The 24444-nt window shown below is 37.2% G+C and carries 19 protein-coding genes and 1 other annotated feature; of the genes, 17 read left to right on the top strand and 2 right to left on the bottom strand.

Annotation, left to right across the window (positions count from 1 at the left end; all coding sequences use genetic code 11):
- Positions 1–233 precede the first annotated feature (233 nt).
- From ACIQ1H_RS14895 to ACIQ1H_RS14960, 14 genes are all read left to right on the top strand, one after another.
- Positions 234–1655, top strand: a complete 1422-nt coding sequence (locus ACIQ1H_RS14895; protein WP_402889769.1) for an amino acid permease — start codon at positions 234–236, stop codon at positions 1653–1655.
- 14 nt (positions 1656–1669) lie between these two features.
- Entirely contained in the window at positions 1670–3202 is a 1533-nt protein-coding gene (locus ACIQ1H_RS14900) for a CoA-acylating methylmalonate-semialdehyde dehydrogenase (RefSeq protein WP_402889771.1), read from the top strand.
- Positions 3203–3262: 60 nt separating this feature from the next.
- A complete protein-coding gene (locus ACIQ1H_RS14905) occupies positions 3263–4615 on the top strand; it encodes an aspartate aminotransferase family protein (RefSeq protein WP_402889773.1) in 1353 nt (450 codons plus the stop codon).
- A gap of 485 nt (positions 4616–5100) precedes the next feature.
- Positions 5101–6684, top strand: coding sequence for a glutathione ABC transporter substrate-binding protein (locus ACIQ1H_RS14910; protein WP_402889774.1), 1584 nt, complete (start codon positions 5101–5103; stop codon positions 6682–6684).
- 64 nt (positions 6685–6748) lie between these two features.
- Positions 6749–7672: a nickel ABC transporter permease gene (gene nikB, locus ACIQ1H_RS14915; RefSeq protein ID WP_337982140.1), complete on the top strand. Its 924-nt coding sequence runs from the start codon at positions 6749–6751 to the stop codon at positions 7670–7672.
- 13 nt (positions 7673–7685) lie between these two features.
- Positions 7686–8582 carry an ABC transporter permease gene (locus ACIQ1H_RS14920; protein ID WP_139860674.1) on the top strand — a complete coding sequence of 299 codons (897 nt, stop codon included), beginning with the start codon at positions 7686–7688 and terminating at the stop codon, positions 8580–8582.
- Between the two features lie 11 nt (positions 8583–8593).
- The gene (locus ACIQ1H_RS14925) at positions 8594–9586 is read left to right on the top strand and encodes an ABC transporter ATP-binding protein (protein WP_402889777.1); all 993 of its coding nucleotides are present in this window, start codon (positions 8594–8596) and stop codon (positions 9584–9586) included.
- The gene (locus tag ACIQ1H_RS14930; RefSeq protein WP_139860080.1) at positions 9579–10544 is read left to right on the top strand and encodes an ABC transporter ATP-binding protein; all 966 of its coding nucleotides are present in this window, start codon (positions 9579–9581) and stop codon (positions 10542–10544) included. Before ACIQ1H_RS14925 ends, ACIQ1H_RS14930 begins: the two co-directional genes overlap by 8 nt.
- Positions 10545–10562: 18 nt before the next feature.
- On the top strand, positions 10563–11441 hold the full coding sequence (locus ACIQ1H_RS14935; RefSeq protein ID WP_139860082.1) for a sugar phosphate isomerase/epimerase family protein: 879 nt from the start codon (positions 10563–10565) through the stop codon (positions 11439–11441).
- A 13-nt stretch (positions 11442–11454) separates the two neighbouring features.
- The gene (locus tag ACIQ1H_RS14940) at positions 11455–12513 is read left to right on the top strand and encodes a Gfo/Idh/MocA family protein (protein WP_402889780.1); all 1059 of its coding nucleotides are present in this window, start codon (positions 11455–11457) and stop codon (positions 12511–12513) included.
- A gap of 1 nt (position 12514) precedes the next feature.
- On the top strand, positions 12515–13396 hold the full coding sequence (locus ACIQ1H_RS14945) for a sugar phosphate isomerase/epimerase family protein (RefSeq protein WP_402889781.1): 882 nt from the start codon (positions 12515–12517) through the stop codon (positions 13394–13396).
- Positions 13397–13410: 14 nt separating this feature from the next.
- A complete protein-coding gene (locus ACIQ1H_RS14950; protein WP_337982135.1) occupies positions 13411–14562 on the top strand; it encodes an ROK family transcriptional regulator in 1152 nt (383 codons plus the stop codon).
- Between the two features lie 17 nt (positions 14563–14579).
- Complete coding sequence (locus ACIQ1H_RS14955; RefSeq protein ID WP_402889782.1) at positions 14580–15581, top strand: asparaginase; 1002 nt, start codon at positions 14580–14582, stop codon at positions 15579–15581.
- Positions 15582–15593: 12 nt separating this feature from the next.
- Positions 15594–16574 (top strand): N-acetylglucosamine kinase, encoded by a 981-nt coding sequence (locus ACIQ1H_RS14960; RefSeq protein WP_402889784.1) that lies wholly within the window; start codon positions 15594–15596, stop codon positions 16572–16574.
- A gap of 56 nt (positions 16575–16630) precedes the next feature.
- On the opposite strand, the gene ACIQ1H_RS14965 is transcribed toward ACIQ1H_RS14960, so the two are convergent.
- Positions 16631–17803, bottom strand: coding sequence for an FtsW/RodA/SpoVE family cell cycle protein (locus ACIQ1H_RS14965; RefSeq protein WP_402889786.1), 1173 nt, complete (start codon positions 17801–17803; stop codon positions 16631–16633).
- Positions 17804–17976: 173 nt separating this feature from the next.
- On the opposite strand from ACIQ1H_RS14965, the gene ACIQ1H_RS14970 reads away from it, so the two are divergent.
- The 3 genes from ACIQ1H_RS14970 (at position 17977) to ACIQ1H_RS14980 (ending at position 22835) form a co-directional block, all read left to right on the top strand.
- A complete protein-coding gene (locus ACIQ1H_RS14970; protein ID WP_402889788.1) occupies positions 17977–19650 on the top strand; it encodes a methyl-accepting chemotaxis protein in 1674 nt (557 codons plus the stop codon).
- 323 nt (positions 19651–19973) lie between these two features.
- Positions 19974–20927, top strand: a complete 954-nt coding sequence (locus ACIQ1H_RS14975; protein WP_402889789.1) for an L-threonine 3-dehydrogenase — start codon at positions 19974–19976, stop codon at positions 20925–20927.
- A gap of 282 nt (positions 20928–21209) precedes the next feature.
- A complete protein-coding gene (locus tag ACIQ1H_RS14980) occupies positions 21210–22835 on the top strand; it encodes a long-chain fatty acid--CoA ligase (RefSeq protein ID WP_402889791.1) in 1626 nt (541 codons plus the stop codon).
- A 118-nt stretch (positions 22836–22953) separates the two neighbouring features.
- Here the strand turns inward: ACIQ1H_RS14980 and trpB are convergent, their stop codons facing one another.
- Positions 22954–24117 carry a tryptophan synthase subunit beta gene (gene trpB / locus ACIQ1H_RS14985; RefSeq protein WP_402889793.1) on the bottom strand — a complete coding sequence of 388 codons (1164 nt, stop codon included), beginning with the start codon at positions 24115–24117 and terminating at the stop codon, positions 22954–22956.
- Positions 24118–24175: 58 nt separating this feature from the next.
- Positions 24176–24374, bottom strand: a binding site (T-box leader).
- Between the last annotated feature and the right edge of the window lie 70 nt (positions 24375–24444).

Genomic DNA, 24444 nt, shown 5'->3' on the forward strand with positions numbered 1-24444 from the left:
GTAGCCCTCCAATCAAATATTGCATTGTACATAGAAAATGATTGAATTTTAAATAAAAAATAATGATTTAGCTATTATTTTACGAAATATTGTCTTTCGATACTATTTATTCTATTTTACATTATGTTTAAAACAAAATCATAGCATTTTACAGTTTGTCTATTACTTCGTCTCTTTGAAAGATGTAAGATTTTTGTAAGTACTAATCCAATCTTGCAAAAGGGGTGACAGATATGGAACAACAAACGCATTTACAGAGAGGGTTAAAGAAAAGACATATGACAATGATCGCTATTGCAGGGGTGATAGGCGCTGGCCTTTTTATGGGAAGTGGCTCGGTTATAAACTTGGCTGGGCCTGGTGCCATATTATCTTATATTTTTGCTGGGATAATTGTCATTCTTGTTATGCGAATGCTAGGTGAAATGGCAGCTGTAAACCCGACAAGTGGTTCATTTGCACACTACGCACATGAAGCAATTGGTCCGTGGGCTGGTTTTATGATTGGCTGGTTATATTGGTTTTTCTGGGTTGTCGCAATTGCGCTAGAAGCAACTGCTGCCGCCGCAATTATTCAATATTGGTATGACGGCATTCCTTTGTGGTTGCTAAGTCTACTATTAACTGTCGCACTTACTTTAACAAATGTACTGTCAGTAAAGGCATTTGGTGAGTTTGAATACTGGTTCTCTCTTATCAAGGTTGTAAGTATTATTGCCTTTTTAGCACTTGGGGCATTTATCATTTTCGGGATAGCGCCAAATTTTAATGCTATTGGTACTGCCAATTTAATCGGTGAGGGTGGTTTTTTACCAAATGGATTTGGAGCTGTATTAATGGGGGTAGTAATTGTTATTTTCTCCTTTATGGGTACAGAAATTGTTGCGATCGCTGCGGGAGAATCTGATGAACCGTTAGCTGCAGTGACTAAAGCTACAAATTCGATTACATGGCGTATTTTAATTTTCTATGTTGGGTCAATAACGGTAGTCGTTACATTATTACCATGGCATTCTTCAGATATTTTAACAAGTCCATATGTAGCAGTTCTAGATTATATCGGTATACCCGCTGCAGCACAAATAATGAATTTTGTTGTATTAACAGCGGTTTTATCGTGTTTAAACTCGGCGCTCTATGCAACATCAAGAATGGTCTTTTCTTTAGCAGAAAAAGGGGAGGCACCAAGAGCATTTTTAAAACTAAATAAAAATGGCGCTCCTGTAAATGCAATTCTAGCAGCCACTTTTTTCTCATATATTGCTGTAATTATGAACTATGTTTCGCCAGATAAAGTTTTTATGTTTTTATTGAGTTCCTGTAGTGCAATAACGTTAATTCTTTACTTAATTATCTCGTTTTCACAATTAAGAATGCGTCGGAAAATTGAAAAAGAAAATCCAGCGTTATTAAAAGTGAAAATGTGGTTATTCCCTTATTTAACGTATTTTACCATATTGGCAACAACTGCATTACTAGTGTCGATGTTTTTTATTGATTCTATGCGTTCTCAAATTCTATTTACGTGTGTTGTAGTAGCAATAGTGATGATTCTTTATGTCGTAACACAAAGGAAAAAGATTACTAATCCTGTGGGAGAAGCGAGTTCATCTTTCCAAAAGGAAAACTTGATATTAAACAACGATACAGAATAAGGAGTGGTAAAGAGATGCCAATTCAACAAAAAACGAAAGCGCTATCACATTTTATAAATGGCACAAAAATGGAAGGAACGAGTGGTCGCTTTTCAGCTGTTTATAACCCATCGACAGGAGAGATTATTGCCCAGGTTCCATTAGCTTCAAAAGAAGAGATAAGGCTAGCTATTCAGTTTGCGAAAACAGCCTTTCCTGCTTGGAAAAAAACATCAATTGGCAAAAGGATTGAAGTATTGCATCGTTTCCGTCAAATATTAGTAGCGAGGCAGGATGAACTAATTCAAGTTATTTGTGAGGAAAGTGGTAAAACATTTGAAGATGCGAAAGGTGAAATCATTCGTGGAATAGAATCTGTAGATATGGCAATTGGTGCACCGCAATTATTAAAGGGCGAATATTCAGTAAATGTAGGAGGCGATATTAATGCCTTTTCTGCAAAGGCGCCTCTCGGTGTTGTAGCAACAATTGCACCATTTAATTTTCCTGTAATGGTACCTCTAGCAATCTCTAGTATGGCGATTGCGGTAGGTAATGCTGTTATTTTAAAGCCATCTGAGCGTGTACCGCATTCAGCATTGTTAATAAGCGAATTTTGGAAAGAAGCAGGCTTACCAGATGGGATATGGACAGTTATTAATGGGGATAAAGAAGCTGTCAATGAACTACTTGAAAACAAAGAAATTCAAGCCATTTCATTTGTTGGATCGACACCTGTAGCAGAATATATTTATCACACAGGTACAAAGCATAATAAGCGCGTAGCTGCATTTGGTGGAGGAAAAAACTTTATGATTGTCATGCCTGATGCCAATCTTGAGCAAACTGCCAATGCCTTTTTAGGCGCAGCATATGGTGCTGCTTCACAGCGCTGTATGGCGATTTCGGGAGCTATAGTTGTTGGGAAGGATACAGAAGAACGATTAACAAAAGTGTTAAAAGAGAAAATAGTAAATTTGAAAATTGGTTGTTACAAAGATCCTACTATCGATTTTGGCCCTGTCATTTCGCAGCAAGCAAAAGACTTAATTATCCAATACATCGACGGAGCGGTTGCTGAGGGGGCCAACCTCGTCATAGATGGAAGAAATCCTAGCATTTGTGAAACGTCGAAAGGCTTTTATTTAGGACCGACCCTAATTAATCATGTCACACCAGATATGCAGATTTTTAAAGAAGAAGTATTTGGACCAGCACGCATTATATTGGGTGTCGAGACATTACAGGAAGCCATTGATTTAATTAATAACCATGAGCTTGGAAATGGTGTGACGATGTTTACGCGTAGTGGACGTGCAGCGCGTAAATTCCAAGAGGAAATAGAAGTCGGGATGGTAGGCATAAATGTCCCTATTCCAATTCCTGTTGGCTATCACAATTTTGGAGGGTGGAAGCGTTCTAAATTTGGCGAAGGGCATATGTTTGGGCCAGATCAAGCGCGGTTCTTTACGAAGGCAAAAACGATTTCTGAACGATGGCCTGATGAAGCGGAGAATACAACAAGTTCATTTGCCTTTCCAAGTAATAGCGATACCACATTACATTAAGTGGAACAGTTTAAGCTGCTTCAATAATTTACCTGAATATAATTAAAGGGGTGCATGTAAATGGTTCAAACAAATCTTAAGAGTGATGTATTAAAAAAAGATGAACAATATGTCTGGCATTCAATGAAGCCTTATAATCCGCAAGCAACATATGTTGTAGAAAAATCGGATGGTGCAAGAATCGTTGATACAGAGGGTAATGAATACATTGATGCAATGGCGGGGTTATGGTGTGTAAATGTAGGATACGGTCGTAAGGAATTAGCGGACGTTGCACATGAGCAAATGATGAAAAATGCCTATGCGCCTCTATCACAAGGCCATTTGCCCGCTGTTGAATTAGCAGAAAAAATTAACCAAATGCTTGGCGGCGATTATGTCATTTTCTTTTCTAATAGTGGCTCTGAGGCAAACGAAACGGCGTTTAAAATAGCCCGCCAATATCATCAACAAAAAGGTGAAAGTGCACGCTATAAAATTGTCTCGCGTTATCGGGCATACCACGGAAATTCATTCGGAGCTTTAGCTGCGACAGGGCAAGCAGAACGAAAATATAAATATGAACCACTATCACCAGGCTTTATTCATGTTGCGCCACCTGATCAATATCGGGAACCAGAAAATGACTCGTTAGCACCAACTGACTTAGCGAGTGTAAAAGCTGTCGATAAAATGATGACATGGGAACTGGGCGATACTATTGCAGCAATGATATTAGAACCGATTATTACAGGTGGCGGTGTTATTATGCCTCCAGAAAATTATATGAAGGGCATTGAGGCAATCTGTAAAAAACATGGAGCATTAATGATTGTCGATGAAGTCATTTGCGGGTTTGGACGTACAGGAAAGCCATTTGGTTTTATGAACTACGGTGTGAAGCCTGATATTATTACGATGGCTAAAGGGATTACAAGTGCTTATTTACCACTGTCAGCAACGGCAGTGAAGCGGGAAATTTATGAGGCATTTACAGGAACAGATGCATACGGTTATTTCCGTCATGTCAATACATTTGGTGGATCACCTGTAGCCTGTGCTGTCGCTTTGAAAAATATTGAAATCCTTGAAAGAGAAGCGTTATTTGAGCGATCGAAGGAAGTAGGAGCTAAAACATTACAAACGCTTCAAAATGCTTTAAACACGCATTCAAATGTTGGCAATGTTCGTGGGAAAGGCTTATTGATCGGGATAGAATTAGTTGTAGATAAAATCTCAAAAGAACCTTTGCCAGTGGAAAAAGTGAATGCTGTCATTGCAGCATGTAAAGGGCAAGGGGTCATCATCGGGAAAAATGGAGCTACCGTAGCGGGGTATAATAACGTCTTAACATTATCACCACCACTTAATATTGCACAAGAAGATCTTGATCGCATACTAAATGTGGTTGTGAATAGTATAAATACGCTGTAGTAACTATTCAAGTAAGTTCTAAAAGCCGTGTTAATGGCTTTTAGAACTTTTATTGTGGCACTTTGAAGCTTAAATGATTTTTCAAGAAATTTATTATTGCACAATAAAAATAATTATAAAATTCTGAAAATTATTAAAAAAATACTGGAAATATTAGATTTCATAGTTTATAGTTGTAAAAAAATAATTAATTTTCTGATAATTAAAAAATATTGCGAAAGGGAATATTTTTTTAATCACTTATTTTCAGCAGTGGAATAAATACACTTTGTAATTTGAACTATACTTTCTGATTAAAAGCAATTTTGATAGTTGAGGAGGCAATGTCTTTCCTGAATTGAATTGTCTAATCGTAAGAAAATATAGTTTTATTTTTTGCCTATTTATTTTCAGCAGTGGAGAAAATAAATATTTTTAGTAATTATATTTCTTATTTTAAGCTATAAGAAATATTTTTATATATTTTTACTAAGGGGGAAGATGAAATGAATTTTATTAAAAAATTGGTTTTTGTCATTCTATGTACGTTGCTTTTAGCGGCATGTACAGAGAAAGACAATTCTAACGCACCAAATACGGGAGACAAGTCTACTACAGATTCAGGCACAGCAAGTTCAAAAAATGAGCTTGTCATCGCTGTAAATGAAAACTTTATTTCAATGGATCCGCATAACACAGGGGATACTAATTCGAACTCTGTACAGGAGACGATGCTAGAAGGATTGTTAGGCTTCGATGCAGATGGGCAAATTATTAAGGTTTTAGCAGATGATTATTCAATAAGTGAAGACGCGCTCGAATATACGTTCAAACTTCGAGAAGGGGTTACTTTCCATGACGGGGAACAGTTTAATGCTGATGCTGTAAAGGTCAACATTGAACGAATCATGAATGATGAAAGCTTACGCTTATATTCTCGTGGATTTAGCTTAATAAACAACGTTGAAATTCTAGGCGATTATGAAATTAAAGTTACTTTAAAAGAACCATATGGACCAATGATTACTCGTTTTGGGGTTGCCAAAATGATTAGTCCAAAAATGATTAAAGAAAATTTAGCAGAAATACCCAAAAAACCTGTCGGTACAGGTCCATATAAATTTGTTGAATGGGTACAAGGAGACCATTTAACAATTGAAAATTTTGATGGTTATTGGGATGGCGGACAACGTGTTTCTAAAATTATCTATAAACCAGTACCCGAAAATGGATCACGAGTGGCGATGCTAAAAGCGGGGGATGCACAAGTTATCTATCCTGTGCCATCTCAAAATATTGATGAACTTTCTAATAGTAAAGATGTAGAGGTTAATAAAGTTCCTTCTACAATTGCACACTACGTTTCATTAAATACTTATAAAAAACCTTTGGATGATCTTAAAGTTCGACAAGCCTTTAACTATGCGGTGGACAAAGATGCTTATATAAAAGTGGTTAATGCGGGGCTAGGTGTACCATTAGACTCCATTATTCCTTCTAAAACGGTTTATTATAAGCAACAAAAAATGTATGAACACAATATTGAAAAGGCAAAAGAATTATTGGCTGAGGCTGGCTATCCTGATGGCTTCGATATTGAAATCTGGGGGAACACAAACTCAGATACGATGAAAGGTATGCAGTTTATTCAACAACAGTTAGGTCAAATCGGCGTAAAAGTAGAAATTAAATCAATGGAGGAAGGCACTTTATCAGATGAAATCTATGGTGCACAAACACCAGATGATGCGAAATTGAAAATGTGGTATGTGAGTTGGTCAGCCTATGCTTCGGATATAACGAATGCGACAAAGCCTCTTTTCCATAGCGTATCATTCCCTCCAAATGGTGCAAATACAGCTTACTATAATAACAAGGAGGCAGATCAATTAATGGATGAAGCTAACTCCATTTCAGATGTAGATCGCCAAGCTGAACTATATGAAAAATTACAGGAAATCGTTTATCAAGATACGCCTTGGATTTTCTTAGGGGTGGATGAGGTTGTATATGGCGTGCGCTCAAATGTTAGTGGTGTGTTAGTAAACCCTACAGGTGGACTTGATGTGAAGAATGCCAAAGTAGAGTAATGCACAGAAAAGGAATTGATGCTAGTCAATTCCTTTTTTACAAAATAGAAAGGAGGAAGGCGGCATGGGGAAATATATAGCAAGAAGAACTGTTGAAATGATACCGATTTTAATTGTCATTTCCATATTAACATTTTTATTTATTCATTTTATACCTGGTGATCCAGCACGATTAGTAGCAGGTAAGGATGCCACGCTAGAAGATGTTGAAAATGTACGACATGAGATGGGTTTAGATAAACCGATTCTTAAACAATACGTGGATTATATGAAAAATCTTGTGACGGGTGAGCTTGGCACGTCTTTAACAACAGGGCTACCTGTCATCGATATGTTTAAAACAAGGTTTATGCCTTCTCTTCAGCTTACTTTCCTTTCCATGTTTTGGGCTACATTAATGGGTTTGGCGATAGGTGTTTTTTCTGCCATCAATAAAAATAAATGGCCTGATTATTTTGGAATGGTAACGGCTGTTTCGGGCATTTCGATTCCAGGATTTTGGCTAGGCCTATTATTAATTCAATTATTTTCAGTGCAACTAGGGTTACTTCCGACAGGTGGATTAGATGGCTTTTCTAGTTATATTCTACCTTCCTTGACCTTAGGGGCTGGCATTATGTCAATGATCGCTAGATTTACTCGATCTTCCATGCTTGAAACGTTACAAGCAGATTATATAAGAACAGGGAGAGCAAAAGGGTTGAAAGAACGCTCTGTTATTGTGACACATGCTTTAAGAAATTCCTTGATTTCTGTGGTAACGGTAGCAGGGCTGCAATTTGGATTTTTATTAGGTGGATCGGTGGTAGTAGAGACAGTTTTTAGTTTTCCAGGAATGGGACGACTTCTGATCGATTCTATCGCATTTCGTGATTATCCCGTTATTCAGTCAGCATTGCTGTTATTTGCTTTAGAATTTATTTTAGTAAATTTAGTCGTAGATGTGCTTTATACAGTGTTAAATCCAAAAATTCAATTAGATGCTTAAGGGAGGGAACAAAATGACTTCACCAACTACTGTGCAAAATAGCCAAGTGCAAAATACACAAAGAAAATACTCTCCTCTTAAAGAATTTTGGAAGTCTTTTAAAAAACAAAAGGCTGCATTGGTAGCAAGTATCTTTATAGGATTATTAATTGTAGTTGCTATTATTGGTCCTTATATCGCGCCATATGATCCTTTCGAACCGAATTATGATGCTTTATTAGAGGGACCAAGTGCGAGTCATTTGGCAGGAACGGATGAGTACGGTCGCGATATTTTTAGTCGTTTAATAGTAGGAGCAAAAATATCCTTAATGGTGAGTTTTAGTGCCGTATTTTTAGGCTTAATATTAGGAACGATTTTAGGTTTAATTAGCGGTTATTTTGGTGGGTGGATTGACAAAATCATCATGCGTAGCTGTGATGTATTATTTTCATTTCCTGATTTATTGTTAGCTATTGCCATTGTAGCCTTATTGGGTCCTGGTATTAATAATGTCATTATTGCTGTGATGATCTTTAGTGTGCCATCTTTTGCCCGTTTAGTAAGAGGTGCTACATTGAATGCGAAAGAGAATGTATACGTAGAGGCCGCACAATCCATGGGGGCTTCGCATGTTAGAGTGCTGTGGAAACATATTTTCCCTGAAACCATGAGTGAATTAATCATTTTTGTCACAATGCGTATAGGAACAGCCATTTTAGCAGCTTCTGGTTTAAGTTTCTTAGGCTTAGGTGCCAGCCCTGAAACGCCAGAGTGGGGAGTCATGCTAAGTAGCGGGCGTGACTATTTAGGAACATCTTCGCACGTAGTCATCATGCCGGGCATTGCTATATTTTTAACCGTACTAGCATTTAACTTAATAGGTGATGGATTACGAGATGTATTAGATCCAAAAATAAAAAATAATTAAGGAGAATGCCTATGTCAGAACATGTACTGCGAGTAACTGACTTAGAAACGTCCTTTACGCGTGATAAAAAGGAAATCAAGATTTTAAGGGGTGTCAACTTTGCCATCCGTAAAGGAGAAATCTTAGGCTTAGTAGGAGAATCGGGTAGTGGGAAAAGCTTAACATCGTTATCCATTATGCAATTATTCCATGGGACTACAGGTAAGATTGTCAATGGCTCTATACATTTTAATGGTGATGATTTGACGAAAATGTCTGAAGCAGAAATTCGGAAGATTCGTGGCAAGCAAATGGCGATGATTTTTCAAGAGCCAATGACTTCTTTAAATCCAGTCTTAAAAATTGGCAAACAGTTAATGGAAGCAATTGAGATGCATTTGAAGCTGCCGAAGAATGAAAGTAGACATCACACCATCCAAATGTTAAAAAACGTGGGCATAGGAAGAGCCGAGGAAATCATTTATGAATATCCACATCAGCTATCAGGAGGAATGCGCCAGCGCGTAATGATTGCTATGGCGATGGCCTGTCATCCTAATTTACTTATTGCTGACGAACCAACTACTGCGCTTGATGTTACAATACAATCTCAAATTTTAGAGTTAATGAAAAATCTAAAGGAAGAAAATGACACAGCTATTTTATTAATCACACATGATTTAGGTGTTGTGGCAGAAATGTGCGATAGGGTAGTTGTAATGTATGCAGGGCAGGTTGTAGAGGAAGCTGATGTCTTTGAGTTATTTGCTAGCCCAAATCATCCTTATACAAAAGGTTTAATTGCATCTGTACCGAAAATTGGTGACAACAAAGAAATATTGGATTCTATCAATGGTCAAGTGCCATCCCCGCAAAATATGCCAAATGGTTGTAAATTTGCTCCACGATGTAATGAAGCAATGTCTATATGCCATCAGGAAAGTCCACCGACAGTGGAAATTTCAGCTACACGGCAATGTAGCTGCTGGCTATATGCGAAAAAGGATGTGAAAGTAAATGCCTAATAGTATTTTAAAAGTGGAGAATTTGAAAAAAAGCTTTCAAATAGCGGGTGGATTATTTCAAAAAAAGCAATATGTTAACGCGGTCATAGATGTTTCCTTTGAAATAGAAGAAGGCACGACATTTAGTCTAGTTGGGGAAAGTGGTTGTGGAAAATCTACTACAGGTAGATTAATCACTAGATTAATAGCACCAACAAATGGAAGTATTGTTGTTGATGGGAAAGATGTGGCTACTGCAAAGCAATCCGATTTAAAGCATTTAAGACAAACTGTTCAAATGATTTTTCAAGATCCATATGCCTCATTGAATCCAAGAATGAAGGTAAAGGAGCTTGTTGGTGAGCCTTTAGAAATTCATACAAAACTTTCAAAAGCCGAGCGTGAAAAACTAGTTCTTGAAATGCTGGATGTTGTTGGATTAAATGCTGAACATGCTGACCGCTATGCACATGAGTTCAGTGGTGGACAAAGACAGCGTTTAGGTATTGCACGCGCTTTAATAACAAAACCAAAATTGATTATTGCTGATGAGCCTGTGTCGGCATTGGATGTATCTATACAATCGCAAATATTAAATTTATTAAAGCAATTACAGCAAGAATATAAAATATCTTATCTTTTTATTTCTCATGATTTAAGTGTTGTAGAACATATTAGCCATTATATAGGTGTCATGTATTTAGGTTCCATTGTAGAAATCGGGCGAAAAGAGACTATATTTAATGAACCTAAGCATCCTTATACGCAAGCACTCATTGCTTCCGTGCCGATAGCAGACCCAACATTACGAAAAAAGAAAATCGTTTTAACTGGTGACATACCGAATCCTAAAAACCCGCCAAGTGGTTGTACCTTCCACACAAGGTGTCCATTGGCATCAGATATATGTAAGCAAGCTATACCAGAAATGAAAAAAATTAACGAAGAGCAAAGTGTTGCATGTCACTTTGTTCACTAATAGAAAGGGTGTTCAGAAATGAAAATTGGGTTAAGCACATACAGTATGGTCAAAAAAATGAGGCAGGGGGAAATGACTGTTCTAGATGTTTTGCAATGGGTAGCAGACAACGGGGGACAGCATGTAGAATTAGTGCCCTATGAATTTACTGTTGTAGATAACTATGAACTTGCAACACAAATTAAAGAAAAAGCAGCAGAGCTAGGATTAGAGCTATCTGCCTACTCATTACCAGCAAACTTTATTCAGGATACGGAGGAAGCTTTTCTAGAAGAAGTTGAACGCTTAAAGAAACATATTGATGTAGTACATCATATGGGCATTAACATTATGCGCCATGACGTTACGCTCTTTACTTTACCAAAGGAGCAAACAACCATTCATTATTACAATGAACATTTTGAAGAAATGGTTAGAGGCTGTCAGTTGATTGCCGATTACGCGAAACAATTTAATATTACGACAACGATTGAAAATCATGGCTTTAATGTGCAAACGAGTGATCGTGTACAACAATTAATTCATGCAGTAAACAGAGACAACTTTAAAACAACTTTAGATATTGGAAATTTTTTATGCATCGATGAACAACCTTTAATTGGTGTAATGAAAAACCTTCCTTATGCGGCTACAGTGCATTTCAAAGATTTTTATATTCGTCCTTATTATGAAAATCCAGGTGATGGCGAATGGTTCCGTACAGTGCATAACAACTACATTAGAGGGGCAATTGTCGGGCATGGCGATCTGAATATTCGAGAAATTATTAAGCTCGTAAAAGGTAGTGGCTACGATGGATATATTGTGGTGGAATTCGAAGGCATGGAAGATTGCCAAGTTGGTTCAAAAATAGGGATGGATAATGTACGTCGTTTATGGGACGAATGCCAGCTCTAAAGGAGGAAAGAACATGAATAAATTAAAAGTTTGTGTAATCGGTACAGGGTCTATTTCCGATTATCATTTAGGTTCCTATATGAAAAATCCAGCGGTCGAGTTATATGGGGTGTATGATGCCTCCATTGAGCGCGGTAAAGCAAAGGCAGCTCAATTTGGAGCAAGCCACGTTTTTTCTTCAAAAGAAGAGCTGTTTGCAGACAAAAATATAGACGCTGTCAGTATTTGTACATGGAATAATACGCATGCCGAATTCGCCATTCTTGCATTGGAAAATGACTTACATGTGCTGATTGAAAAGCCTTTATCGATGACTTATGCGGAAGCTTTAAACATTCAAAAAGTTGCCGAACAGCATCAGAAAGTATTTCAAGTAGGTTATGTAAGACGCTTTGCCACAAATACCAAAGTGCTGAAAAGCTTCATCGACGATAACAAACTAGGCGATATTTATTATGCGAAAGCGTCCTGTCTTAGAAGATTAGGAAATCCAGGAGGCTGGTTTGCAGAAATCGAGAAGTCTGGTGGCGGTCCTATAATTGATTTAGGTGTACATGTCATTGATATTTGCTGGTATTTAATGGGCAGACCAAAGGTGAAACGGATAACAGGTCATACTTACAATCAATTAGGAAATCGAAATCATGTTGAAAATTTATCCTTTTATAAGGCGGCAGACTATGATGCTACTAAAAATACAGTAGAAGACTTAGCAAATGCCCTTATTACCTTTGACAATGGCGCGTCGTTAATGGTGGATGTTTCTTATACATTACATGCCATAAAAGATGAAATAAGCATTAAGCTATATGGCACGAACGGTGGAGCGGAGCTAGAACCAGAATTAAAAATTGTGAGTGAAGAGCATAATACGATTTTAAATATTCATCCTCAAATTAACGATTTAACCTTTGATTTTGCGAAAGCCTTTCAAAATGAAATTGATGCATTTGTTGATTGTTGCCTCCATCAATATGATTCAGTGGCACCAGTTGAGGATGGGGTAGAAATTATGAAAATCTTAGAAGGTATTTATATTTCTGCAAATGAAGGAAAGGAAGTGGTTTATTAAGATGGTGAAATTGGACAATAAAATTGGTGTGATAGTAGACAGTTTTCGTTTGCCTATTCGTGAAGGCTTATTAAAGGCGAAAGAGGTTGGGGCACAAGGGGTACAAATGTATGCTGTGTCAGGTGACTTGGACCCAGATAATTTAAATGCTACACAAAGAGCAGAATTGAAGCAGTACATTTTAGCGTTAGGTCTAGAAATCTCCGCATTATGTGGTGATTTAGGAGGACATGGCTTTCAAGATAAAACAGAAAATGCCTGGAAAATAAAAAAATCGAAAGAAATTATGCAATTAGCAAAAGATCTGGGCACATCGATTGTGACAACTCATATAGGAATCATTCCTGAAGATGAAAATGATCCAATTTATCAAACGATGCTGGAAGCCTGTGAAGAATTAGGTCAATATGCTACATCTTTAGATGCTTACTTTGCAATTGAAACAGGTCCAGAAATGAGTCATACATTAAAGCGATTTTTAGATAAACTATCAACAAATGGTGTATCGGTTAATTTTGATCCTGCCAATATGGTAATGGTAACAAATGATGACCCTATAGCTGGCGTTAAGCTTTTAAAGGATTATATCGTACATACGCATGTGAAGGATGGCATTCAATTACAGCAAACGAATCCAAAAGATGTGTATGGCTACTTAGGATACGATTCTGGAACATCTCATGATAAAATAGAAGAAATGGTGGAAAATGGGGATTTCTTTAGGGAACTTCCATTAGGTCAAGGAGATGTCAATTTCGAGCTTTATTTTTCAGCTTTACAGGAAATCGGATACAATGGCTATTTAACTATTGAACGAGAAGTGAGATTAAATCCCGAAAAAGACATCAAAGAAGCTGTACTATTCATAGAAAAGTTTAAATAGGGGTTGAATTTAATTTGAAAAAGCAAGATCAAGTACAAATGCGAAGGCAAAATAAATATATTGTGCTTGACGCAATAAGACAGATGGCACCAATTTCAAGAATTCAATTATCTAAATATACAAAAATGAGCCCTACGACCATTACTCGTATTGTGCAGGAACTAGAAGCGGAAGGCTTTATTCTGGAAGGGATTTCGGAAGAAACAGCTATTGGTCGACGTCCTACGTTAATTCATATGCGTGAAGATGCTTTATATACGATTGGGATAGAAATTGATTGCTTTACTATACGGATAGGTATATTAGATTTCTTAGGGAAGCTTATCGCCTTTCAGGAAGTCAAATGTAGCATCAGACATCAATATGAAGAAGCTATACATCTACTGAAACAGTCTATAAATAATATAATGACTGAATATCAGATTGCCCAAGATAAATTACTAGGCATTGGGATAGGAATTCCAGGAGTTATCAATAACGAGGAAGGAATTATCGTTTCTTCTGAGCAATTGAAGTGGGAAAACTGCCACATAAGAGAAGATTTAAATGGTGTTTTTGGTTGTGAAGTCATCATAGATAATGAATTAAAAATGCAAATTATTTCTGAAATTGGTAATATCTATACGCCGCTGTATTCAAATTGTATTTTAGTCGGAATTGGAACAGGAATAGGAGCATCTATATTATTAAATGGAGAGGTCTATCGTGGCATTCAAAATAAAGCTGGAGAAATAAGCCATATAACGATTAATCCCTTTGGTGAAATGTGTCACTGTGGTAAAAGAGGGTGCTTATCCATGTATGTTTCTGAAAATACGTTGTTAAAAAGAACACCTAAAAATCTTAATATTCAATCAATGGAAGAAATTTTGCATTGTGTTGATCAAGGTGAGCCATGGGCAATCGATATTCAACAAGATGTAGCTACTTTTCTAGCTATTGCCATCAATAATCTAGTTTGCTTATATGAACCAGAGGCTGTCATAGTCAGTGGGGAAATGATTGAACACAATGCAACATTTCAAAAACTACTAAGTGAAAAGTGTAAACAATATATATGGAAAGAATTACAGCCCTACTTTGATTTGCAGTTTTCAAATCAACTAAAAGAAGGGGTTGTAAAAGGAGCGGCATTACAAGCACAAAAGCAGTTGCTTTCTGTTTAAAGAAAGGTTGATTATTCATGGCTTACTCAGAATTTTTAAAGGAGTATCGTTCAGGATTAATGGAAAATGTGCATTATGGACAAATGAGTGCTGTGAATCTGACGAAGGAAGAATTTATTTCTGTAGGTCAAGATTATGAGCCTGTGTATTTTCGTTCTGCAGCAAAACCATTTCAAGCTATTCCTATTTTTATGACCGATTTTATAGAAAAGTACGGCATTACTGCAACAGAAAGTGCATTATTTCTGGCTTCACAAAGAGGTGAAATTTATCATCAAGAGGCGTTAATCTCTTTATTAGGAAAAATACCTATTGATGAAAATGAGTTAATTTGTGCTGCATCCTATCCATTAAATGAGGAACCTAAAACACAGTATATTCAACAGGGATTTGAAAAGAGGAAACTATTTCATAATTGTGCGGGCAAGCATTTAGGATTTTTAACTGCCTGTTTAGCAAATGGCTTTGACGTTAAGCAATATTGCGATCCAGATCATCCACTGCAGCAGATGATAAAAAAATACATTGCTTATTTAAGTGAATATGATGTGGAGAGAATTCGTACAGGGATTGATGGTTGTGGTGCACCAGTCTTTGCGATTCCGCTAAAAAATATGGCAATAGCCTATTTAAAGCTAGCACGACCAGAATTAATTGATGATCAACTAATTCGTGAAGCAGTAATAAAGCTTACTGGAGTAATGAATCAAGAGAATCGTATCATTGCATCTCAAAACTTTATTTGTACGGCATTATTACAGGACCCTAATATTGTGGCAAAGGGCGGGGCACAGGGGGTATACTGTTTTGCTCTAAGGAAAGAAGGGTTAAGTTTTGCCTTGAAAATTATGAATGGCTCAGAAAGTCCGTGGCCGAATGTAATTGCTTCTATATTGGAACAAATTCAGTATACAAATCAGGAAACAATTGAGCGTATTAAAGCATTGTCTCCTTCATTTGTGCGTAATGACACAGGAGTTGAGGTAGGGGAAATTGTTTCGACAATTAAAATTGTATAGAGGTGAAGGCACTTGTATGTTTTGGCAATTGACGGTGGTGGAACAAAAACAATAGCAACAATCTCAACATATCGTGGCCAAATGATGGCGCTAGCTGAAACGGGCAAAAGTAACCCTACATCGATGAGCTTAGAGCAATTTACTGAGACGATAACAGAACTCATAAATGATTTAAAAAGACAACGACCTCACGAATTTCAACACATTACAAAATGCCATGCAGGATTATCTGGTGTAACAGAAAATAATAATGAGAAAATTACTCATGCATTATTAACCTCGCTTTTACCTAGAGACTGTCAACTAGCACTATCGAATGATGGCTTGAATGCGCTGTATGCGGGTACATTAGGTCAGCCTGGCATTGTACAAATATCTGGTACAGGTGCGATTACACTCAGTATAGATTCGTTTGGAAAAATTGAGCGTACAGCAGGCTGGGGTTATATTTTTGATGATGAGGGCAGTGGCTATGATATTGGTATTCGCACATTAAAAGCGGTATTTAAGGCATTTGATAAAAGAGGTTCTAAAACGCTCCTAACAGCAGCGGTATTAGAATATTTTCAATTACAATCTGTTCCGCAAATAATCGAAGTGGTGTATGGTGAAGGACATCCGCGTGACATAATATCTCCCTTAAGTAAGGTAGCAATCGCATGCGCTAAACGCGGGGATGCAGAAGCCAATACAATCATTAATCAGGTATGCCATGTTTTTTATCAAAGTGTAGAAGCTTGTTACAAAAAAAATCCGTTTGCAGAGAAACGTGTTAAAGTAGTGCTGGCTGGTGGAGTTTTTAATGAGTTGGGGCTATTTATTGAAAAATTAGAAGCTATTGATAAAAAGAATCGTAATCAGTATGACTTCATGGGTGCTTATAGCTTACCAGTTGGTGGTGCAGCTTTAGCTGCATTAAAATTACCTCGTAATGAAGCAAAGATATTTATCGATCAATTTAATGTAAGTATGAAAGAGTTTTTAACTAATTAATCCCCCTTTAACCTAGCAAGTAGAGATGGCATGTACGTATCTCTACTTGCATTTTGTTAGTCCCCTGCTTTAAACATATATCCCTTATAAGAGTTATGGATAATCATGACGATCCCCATTAACATGAAATTTGAAAGTAGTGAACTTCCACCGTAGCTTAAAAACGGTAATGTTACGCCTGTTACAGGTAAAAGTCCTATCGTCATACCAATATTTTGCGTAATTTGAAATGCTAATAAACTGGAGATACCCGCGCCCATTAGTGTCATAAATGGATCCTTTGCTTGTACTGTAATTAGGACAATACGGTAAATAACAAAAAATAATAGTGCAATAACAAAAGCCCCACCAACAAATCCTACTTCTTCTGCGATAGCAGAAAAAATAAAGTCGGTATGCTTTTCTGGAACATAGACATTATTTTGCAAATAGCCTTTCCCTATGAACTCACCTGAACCTATAGCCATAAAGCCTTGTCTAGTCTGAAAAGATGAATCCGTATATTCATAAGGCTGTAGCCACCCATAAATACGAGAAACCTGATGCCCTGATAATTTACTTAATAGCTTCTCGGTAAAAAAATCATTAAACTTTATATAAAGAGTAGCGATAACAGTCACAATTGACACTGGGATGGCTGTAAAGATTACGAGTAATTTAGTTTGAATGCCTGAGAAGTATATCATCGGTATAATCATCGCCATGTATAGCATAACCATGCCTGTATCAGGTTGCTTATAGACAGCAAGTGTCGGTGGAAGAGTAATAATGCCAATCGTAATTAGTAGGCGCATATCTGATAGGAAGGATGGCTGTACATATTTTGCTCGATGGGCAACAATGACTTTACTCACAACAATTAAAAATGCAAACTTTAAAAACTCTGATGGCTGAAATGATCCTAAAAGTGGTACTTGATACCAAGATTTCGCTTCATTGATTGTTCGTGCGATGCTTTCAGGAGCAATAAATAAGCCAAAAGTGAGGACTACCATAAACCAATAAAATGGCCATCCTATTCTTTTAAGCTGTTCAATATCAAGTGTTGCGACGCCATACATAATTAAAAATCCAAGGCTATAATAGATAAATTGCTTTACAATAAACAAGCTTGCATATTGTTCAAATGCGATACTGCTAGAATGAACGAAAAGGCAACTAATAATACCGAGCAACAATAGACTGATTGCTAAACTATTATCCAATTTTTTTAGCTGCAACAGTTTCACCTCCTTTCGTTTTTGGAAAAACCAACTAGTAATAGGGAACGAATGGAATTAAAGAAGGTTCCGTGAAGCATATGATCATTTCTTCAGTTTTCTAGAAAATTTTACAAAAACATAACACTGGCTTTATATCTCCATACTATGATTAATGGTAAGAGTTGGAGAAGGAGCCGAAGATGATGCATTTTTTTCGTTATATTAAGGTAAAAGATAAGCTGCTTGTACTCATGGTTGTATGTGTACTATCAAATATCCTAATAGGTATATTTAGTGTAGATTATTTACGGAAAATGTCCTGGCATGCAAGCGAGAGTTATACAGAGGGGCTTGTACCGATTGGTTGGCTAAATGAACTAGAAGAAGCGCAACGACAATTGGATTTCTTAGTGGATTCCAATGGTGATTACCAAGAGATGACGGGTATTCTAACTAATATTGAACAGCCTGTAGGTCATTTAGAAAAATTAACGATTGATAAAAAGATGAATCATCAAGTAAAGAAGTATAATACGATATTCGCCCAGCAGGTAGATTTAGTTGAAAGCTATGAGCAGTTAAATTTGCAAGAGCGTCAGCAATTTTATGAGCAAACCTATTTACCTGTTAGCCAACAAATTCATGCATTATTAGAAGAAACCCAGAGCTACTTAGTTCAAAGAGCAGAGGAACAGCAGCAAGCGTACCAAAAGGATGTACAATTTGGTTATTGGTTATTAGGTAGTGTTTGTATGTTTGTTGTACTATTAGTTATTTTCATTGGTTTGATTGCAACAAAAGCAGTGAATGTTCCGACACGTCAATTAAAATCTTTATTAAAACGTGCTGAGCAGGGAGATTTTACAGCCAATGCGAGTTACGTGGCGCATGATGAGCTTGGAGAAGTTGTCCTGTCCTATAATCAGATGGCAACAGAAGTAAAACAATTACTACATACGGTGACAAATAGTGCGCAAGAGGTAGAAGTGATGACGGAGAATTTGCAACAATCCTCTGAGCAATCTTCTACAACTACGCTTAAAATTGCAAAGGATGTGCAAAATATTGCCGAGTTGACTACTGCTTCAACTACAAAATTAGCGTCCAATTCAGCTTCATTAGAAGAAGTACTGAATGGTGTGCAAGTTATATTAGAAAAGGTGAATCTTGTAGAGAGCTTTGCACACGATACTGCTCACGAAGCAGAGAGTGGTACAGAAATTGTACAGGCAAACTTAACGCAAATTCAAGCGATTAAACTAGCGGTAGAAAAATCAAATACAGCTATTTTTAATTTAGTTGAACGTGCCGCTACAATTGACCAAATGGTTGAAGTTATTGAAAAAATAACTGCACAAACAAATTTACTTGCTTTGAATGCATCCATCGAAGCCGCTAGAGCGGGCACGCATGGGCAGGGATTTGCGGTCGTTGCAAATGAAGTACGCAAGCTTGCGGAACAAACCGTTCATTCAACAAATACCATTACGTCAATTGTACAAAACATTCATACAGATTCTCACTATGCTGTAGAGATGATGGAAGGTGTTTTAATTGCTACCGAAAAGGGTGTAAAAGTAACTGCAGAAACAGCAACAAGTTTCGATCAAATACTAGAGAAAGTAAATAATATACAGCCTTATATAGTTGAGGTATCGTCGACAGTTCAAGAAATAGCAGAGCATACGAAAAAGGTAAACGAAGATGCAGTGATGTTAACATCTCTTTCAGATACAAATGCTGCCTCGACCAAACATGTGGCAAAGTTGACGACAGATCAATTAAATGCACAGCAACAATTTCATAATTATATAAAAGATTTAAGAAAAGTTTCAAAGGTATTACAAATCGCAGTGAAACGCTTTTCAATCTAATGATAAAATTCAAATTAAAAAATGAAGAACCTCTTTTTTAAGTGCAAAGAGGTTCTTTTATTATGTAAAAAAATAGATAATTGTACATGTGGAAAATACAATTGTGTTTTATATAGATGGTGTAGAACACTTTGAATGTGAAACCATATACTGATAACAAGGTGTTGTATGTTCTTTTTTAGAAAATTACACATATTGTTGTTGTATTTTTAATATGAACACATTATAATAAAATTCATCAAAAGTGTTATTAAATCAATGTTTTAGTATAAAATATTGTGCTTCTCAGGAGTACAATTGTTCATATGTGGAGGTTTGGAGAAATGGAAAAGATTATGGTTACAGGTGCTCTTGGTCAAATTGGCTCTGAGCTAGCAGAAAAACTTCGTAGTATTTATGGAGAGGACAATGTATTAGCGACGGATATACGAAAGCTTGAACATACAAAGGGTCCGTTCGAAGTACTGGACGTGACAGATGGACAAAGAATGCATGATTTAGCTAAGGACTTTGGGGCGGATACGATGATGCATTTGGCGGCATTATTATCTGCAACAGCAGAAAGAAATCCATTACTTGCTTGGAATTTAAATATGGGTGGATTGATGAATGCGTTAGAAGTTTCTCGTGAGTTAAATTTACAGTTTTTCACACCAAGTTCAATCGGTGCATTTGGACCATCAACACCTAAGGATGATACACCGCAAGATACGTTACAGCGCCCAACAACTATGTATGGTGTTAACAAAGTTGCTGGTGAATTATTATGTGACTATTATTTTAATCGTTTTGGCGTTGATACACGTGGGGTGCGTTTTCCAGGTTTAATTTCTTATGTAACGCCTCCTGGAGGCGGTACAACTGACTATGCGGTTGAAATCTTTTATGAAGCAATTCAGCAAGGAAAGTATACATCATATATTCAAGAAGGTACTTACATGGATATGATGTATATGCCCGATGCATTACAAGCTATTGTAGATTTAATGGAAGCGGACAGTAGCAAGTTAATTCACCGCAATGCATTTAATATTACGGCAATGAGTTTTGAACCATCTCAAATCGCTGCTGAAATTAAAAAGCATTTGCCACAATTCCGTATGGATTATAAGGTAGATCCAGTGCGTCAGGCGATTGCAGATAGTTGGCCAAATTCTATCAATACTGATGCAGCCAAAAATGAGTGGGGCTTTAAAGCGGAATATGATTTAGCAAAAATGACTATTGATATGTTAGAGAAATTAAAAATTAAGTTGCAAAAAAAAGCCATTTCATAAAAAACATATATTAAATCGAAAGTTTGTACTTTAAGACAGGCGGGAAAACAATTTTGTTTTCTTTGCCTGTTTTTTTGTTTTGGAAATGCATTATTGAATGTGTTAGAAAAGAAGGATAGAAGAGAAAATGTAAGGATGGGAAAGAAAATTTTTGGAATATATAGCATCGTAATTAATTTTTTAATATAATCATATTCAGAATATTAATATTATTCTGTTAAAATTGATGTTAATATTCTACAAAGTTTGGGGGAATTCACAAGAAGAAGGGATGGATGTTTGATGATGCAAGCACCGTTAGTATTAACAAACTTTTTTAAGCGTGCAGAAAGTTATTTTGCTAGAAAGACCATCGTGTCACGTACAAGCCCGCATACAATTCACCGTTTAACATATGGGGAATGGGCAAAAAGAACACGTCGGTTAGCAGATGCGCTTACAAAGCTGGGGATGGAAAAGGGCAAGAAGATTGGTTCCTTCGCTTGGAATCAGCATCGCCACTTAGAGGCGTATTTTGCTGTGCCATGTGCTGGTGCTATATTGCACATGGTCAATATTCGGTTATCGGAAGAACATTTAATTTATATTATTAACCATGCGGAAGATGAGATTTTAATGATAGATGAAGACCTTGTCCCTATCATTGAAACTATTGCTTCCGAGTTAAAGACTGTGAAACATTATATTATTATGACAGACAAAGAGACATTGCCAGTGACGACATTACCAAATGCCTTGTCTTATGAGGAATTATTAGCAGCAGCGAATGAAAACTTTGAATTTCCAGATGATTTAGATGAGGAAGCACCCGCAGGTATGTGTTATACAAGTGCAACGACGGGAAATCCAAAAGGGGTTGTTTACTCCCATCGTGGCTTAGTATTACACAGTATGATGCTTAGTATGTCCGATTCAATGGGGATTGCTGAGCGTGATGTTGTGATGCCAATTGTGCCGATGTTCCATGCAAATGCTTGGGGATTACCGTTTGCCAGTGTCAATGTTGGTGCAACACAAGTACTGCCAGGTCCACAATTTACTTCTGATTTAATTTTAGATTTAGTGGAGCAAGAAAAAGTGACGTTGACGGCGGGTGTACCGACAATTTGGATTGGCGCATTACAGGAACAGGAGAAGCGTGAACGAGATATTAGTTCGCTACGAGCAATTTGCTGTGGTGGCTCAGCTTCACCAACACGATTAATAAGTACTTTTGAAGAGAAATATGGTATTCCATATATCGTTGTCTATGGGATGACAGAGACAACACCAATCGTTGCATTATCGAATTATATGTCATGGATGGATGAATGGCCGATTGAAAAACGTATTGAAGCACGTGCTATGCAAGGTATGACGATGGCTGGTATTGAGTCTAGTATTGTCAATGATCATGGTGAAGTACCGTGGGATGGTGAGACGATGGGGGAATTACGTCTACGTGGTCCATGGATTTCACATGAATATTATCGTGATGAGCGTACGAAAGACGCTTATCGGGATGGTTGGTTATTTACAGGGGATATTGCGGTCCGTACAGCAGATGGTTTTATTAAAATTACCGACCGTACAAAAGATTTGATTAAATCTGGCGGTGAATGGATTTCTTCTGTAGATTTAGAAAATGCATTAATGACACATGATGCCATTTTTGAAGCAGCGGTAATTGCAATCCCACATGCCAAATGGCAGGAGCGTCCGCTAGCGTGTGTCGTTTTAAAGGAAGGAAAGTCAGCGACGAGTGAAGAATTACTAGCCTTTTTAGAAAGTCAATTTGCAAAATGGTGGGTGCCAGAGGATATTGTCTTTTTAGATGAAATTCCAAAAACGTCTGTCGGGAAGTTCTTAAAAGCTAAATTACGAGACAATGTGGCTGAAATTTATCCGAAATTAAGTACGCTTGTATAACATGATAAAAGGCATCGAGAATTGATTTCTCGATGCCTTCAGTATGAAACAACTATTGGGATTTCCCTATGTGTAGCTACGACTTCAATTTAAAAGCTCGTGCTGTTCTTGAGGGATTTTATTTATTTAACATATGGAATACTTGTTCAACGTCCTTATCGCCACGACCTGAAATATTAATAATAATACTCTCTTCAGATGATAAAGTGGGTGCTAATTTTAATGCATGTGCAACAGCATGGGAGCTTTCTAGTGCAGGAATGATACCTTCAACTTTAGAAAGCACTTGGAATGCTTCAAGTACTTCTTCGTTAGTAACTGTTACATATTCACCGCGACCAATTGTTTTTAAATAACTGTGCTCAGGACCTGCGCCAGGGTAGTCAAGACCAGCTGCAATTGAATACGTTGGTAGCGGATTACCTTGTGCATCTTGCAATAGTAAGCATTTGAAACCATGTAATTCACCTGGTGTACCTTCGTTTAATGTCGCAGCTTTATCGGGCTCAATGCCGATTAAACGAACGCCCTCATCCGCGATATATTCTGCAAATGCACCGATTGCATTGCTGCCTCCACCTACGCAAGCAAGTACGGCTGCTGGGAGCTTACCTTCTTTTTCTAAAATTTGTTCACGACTTTCTCGGCTAATAACCGATTGGAAATGCTTCACCATTGAAGGGAATGGGTGTGGTCCCACTGCAGAACCTAACAAATAGAAAGTTGTTTGATAGTTTTCTACTAAATCAGCGAATGCTTCATCCACAGCATCTTTTAAACGACCTTGCCCTTTATCGACCGCAACGACTTTAGCACCGAGTAGCTCCATACGGAAGACATTTAATGCTTGACGCTTTGTATCTTCGAGACCCATGTAAACTGTGCAATCCATGCCAAACATTGCACAAGCAGTTGCTGTGGCAACACCATGTTGACCTGCACCTGTTTCTGCTATTACACGATTAGCACCCATGCGTTTTGCAAGTAATATTTGACCTAGTACATTATTAATTTTATGAGAACCAGTATGATTTAGATCTTCACGCTTTAAATAAATTTTAGCGCCACCTAGTTGTTTTGTTAAGTTTTCAGCAAAGTATAGTGGCGATTTACGGCCTATATATTCACGGAAATAATAATCTAGTTCATTATTAAATTCTGCATCATCCTTATATTTCTGGAAATTCTCATCTAAAATATTTAAAACATTTTGAAGCTCTTCAGGAACGAAGCTACCTCCAAATTCACCAAAATATCCTTTTTGCTCGACTGTTGTACTCATCTGCTCTCGACTCCTCTAATCTAATTTTCCATAAAAAAAAGCCACTTCAATCCCTCTATAAAAGGACGAGTAACCGTGGTGCCACCTTTATTCGCAAAATTGCGCGCTTCTGTACTCCTGTAACGGGGAGTTAGTTCGGCCTCCTATTACTGAGGCTGCTCCAAAGTCCATTCACGAGTATATACTACTGATTTGCACCAGCCATCAGCTCTCTAAAAGTATAAGCTCTCGCTACTATTCTTCTTCTTAGCATTTATTATTGAAAAATTTTAAAGTATTTTCAAAATAGTGTCAAGAGAAAGAAAATGGGTTCGCATGTTAGGACTT

The organism is Lysinibacillus sp. NPDC097279, assembly GCF_044761745.1.
Lineage (GTDB): Bacteria > Bacillota > Bacilli > Bacillales_A > Planococcaceae > Lysinibacillus.

Excerpts from the sequence above, each read along its gene's own strand:
- ACIQ1H_RS14895 (WP_402889769.1), top strand. The coding sequence starts at position 234 with ATGGAACAACAAACGCATTTACAGAGAGGGTTAAAGAAAAGACATATG.
- trpB (WP_402889793.1), bottom strand. The coding sequence starts at position 24,117 with ATGAGTACAACAGTCGAGCAAAAAGGATATTTTGGTGAATTTGGAGGT.
- ACIQ1H_RS14930 (WP_139860080.1), top strand. The coding sequence starts at position 9,579 with ATGCCTAATAGTATTTTAAAAGTGGAGAATTTGAAAAAAAGCTTTCAA.
- ACIQ1H_RS14940 (WP_402889780.1), top strand. The coding sequence starts at position 11,455 with ATGAATAAATTAAAAGTTTGTGTAATCGGTACAGGGTCTATTTCCGAT.
- nikB (WP_337982140.1), top strand. The coding sequence starts at position 6,749 with ATGGGGAAATATATAGCAAGAAGAACTGTTGAAATGATACCGATTTTA.
- ACIQ1H_RS14920 (WP_139860674.1), top strand. The coding sequence starts at position 7,686 with ATGACTTCACCAACTACTGTGCAAAATAGCCAAGTGCAAAATACACAA.
- ACIQ1H_RS14975 (WP_402889789.1), top strand. The coding sequence starts at position 19,974 with ATGGAAAAGATTATGGTTACAGGTGCTCTTGGTCAAATTGGCTCTGAG.
- ACIQ1H_RS14925 (WP_402889777.1), top strand. The coding sequence starts at position 8,594 with ATGTCAGAACATGTACTGCGAGTAACTGACTTAGAAACGTCCTTTACG.
- ACIQ1H_RS14980 (WP_402889791.1), top strand. The coding sequence starts at position 21,210 with ATGATGCAAGCACCGTTAGTATTAACAAACTTTTTTAAGCGTGCAGAA.
- ACIQ1H_RS14905 (WP_402889773.1), top strand. The coding sequence starts at position 3,263 with ATGGTTCAAACAAATCTTAAGAGTGATGTATTAAAAAAAGATGAACAA.
- ACIQ1H_RS14935 (WP_139860082.1), top strand. The coding sequence starts at position 10,563 with ATGAAAATTGGGTTAAGCACATACAGTATGGTCAAAAAAATGAGGCAG.
- ACIQ1H_RS14910 (WP_402889774.1), top strand. The coding sequence starts at position 5,101 with ATGAATTTTATTAAAAAATTGGTTTTTGTCATTCTATGTACGTTGCTT.
- ACIQ1H_RS14955 (WP_402889782.1), top strand. The coding sequence starts at position 14,580 with ATGGCTTACTCAGAATTTTTAAAGGAGTATCGTTCAGGATTAATGGAA.
- ACIQ1H_RS14970 (WP_402889788.1), top strand. The coding sequence starts at position 17,977 with ATGATGCATTTTTTTCGTTATATTAAGGTAAAAGATAAGCTGCTTGTA.
- ACIQ1H_RS14945 (WP_402889781.1), top strand. The coding sequence starts at position 12,515 with ATGGTGAAATTGGACAATAAAATTGGTGTGATAGTAGACAGTTTTCGT.
- ACIQ1H_RS14900 (WP_402889771.1), top strand. The coding sequence starts at position 1,670 with ATGCCAATTCAACAAAAAACGAAAGCGCTATCACATTTTATAAATGGC.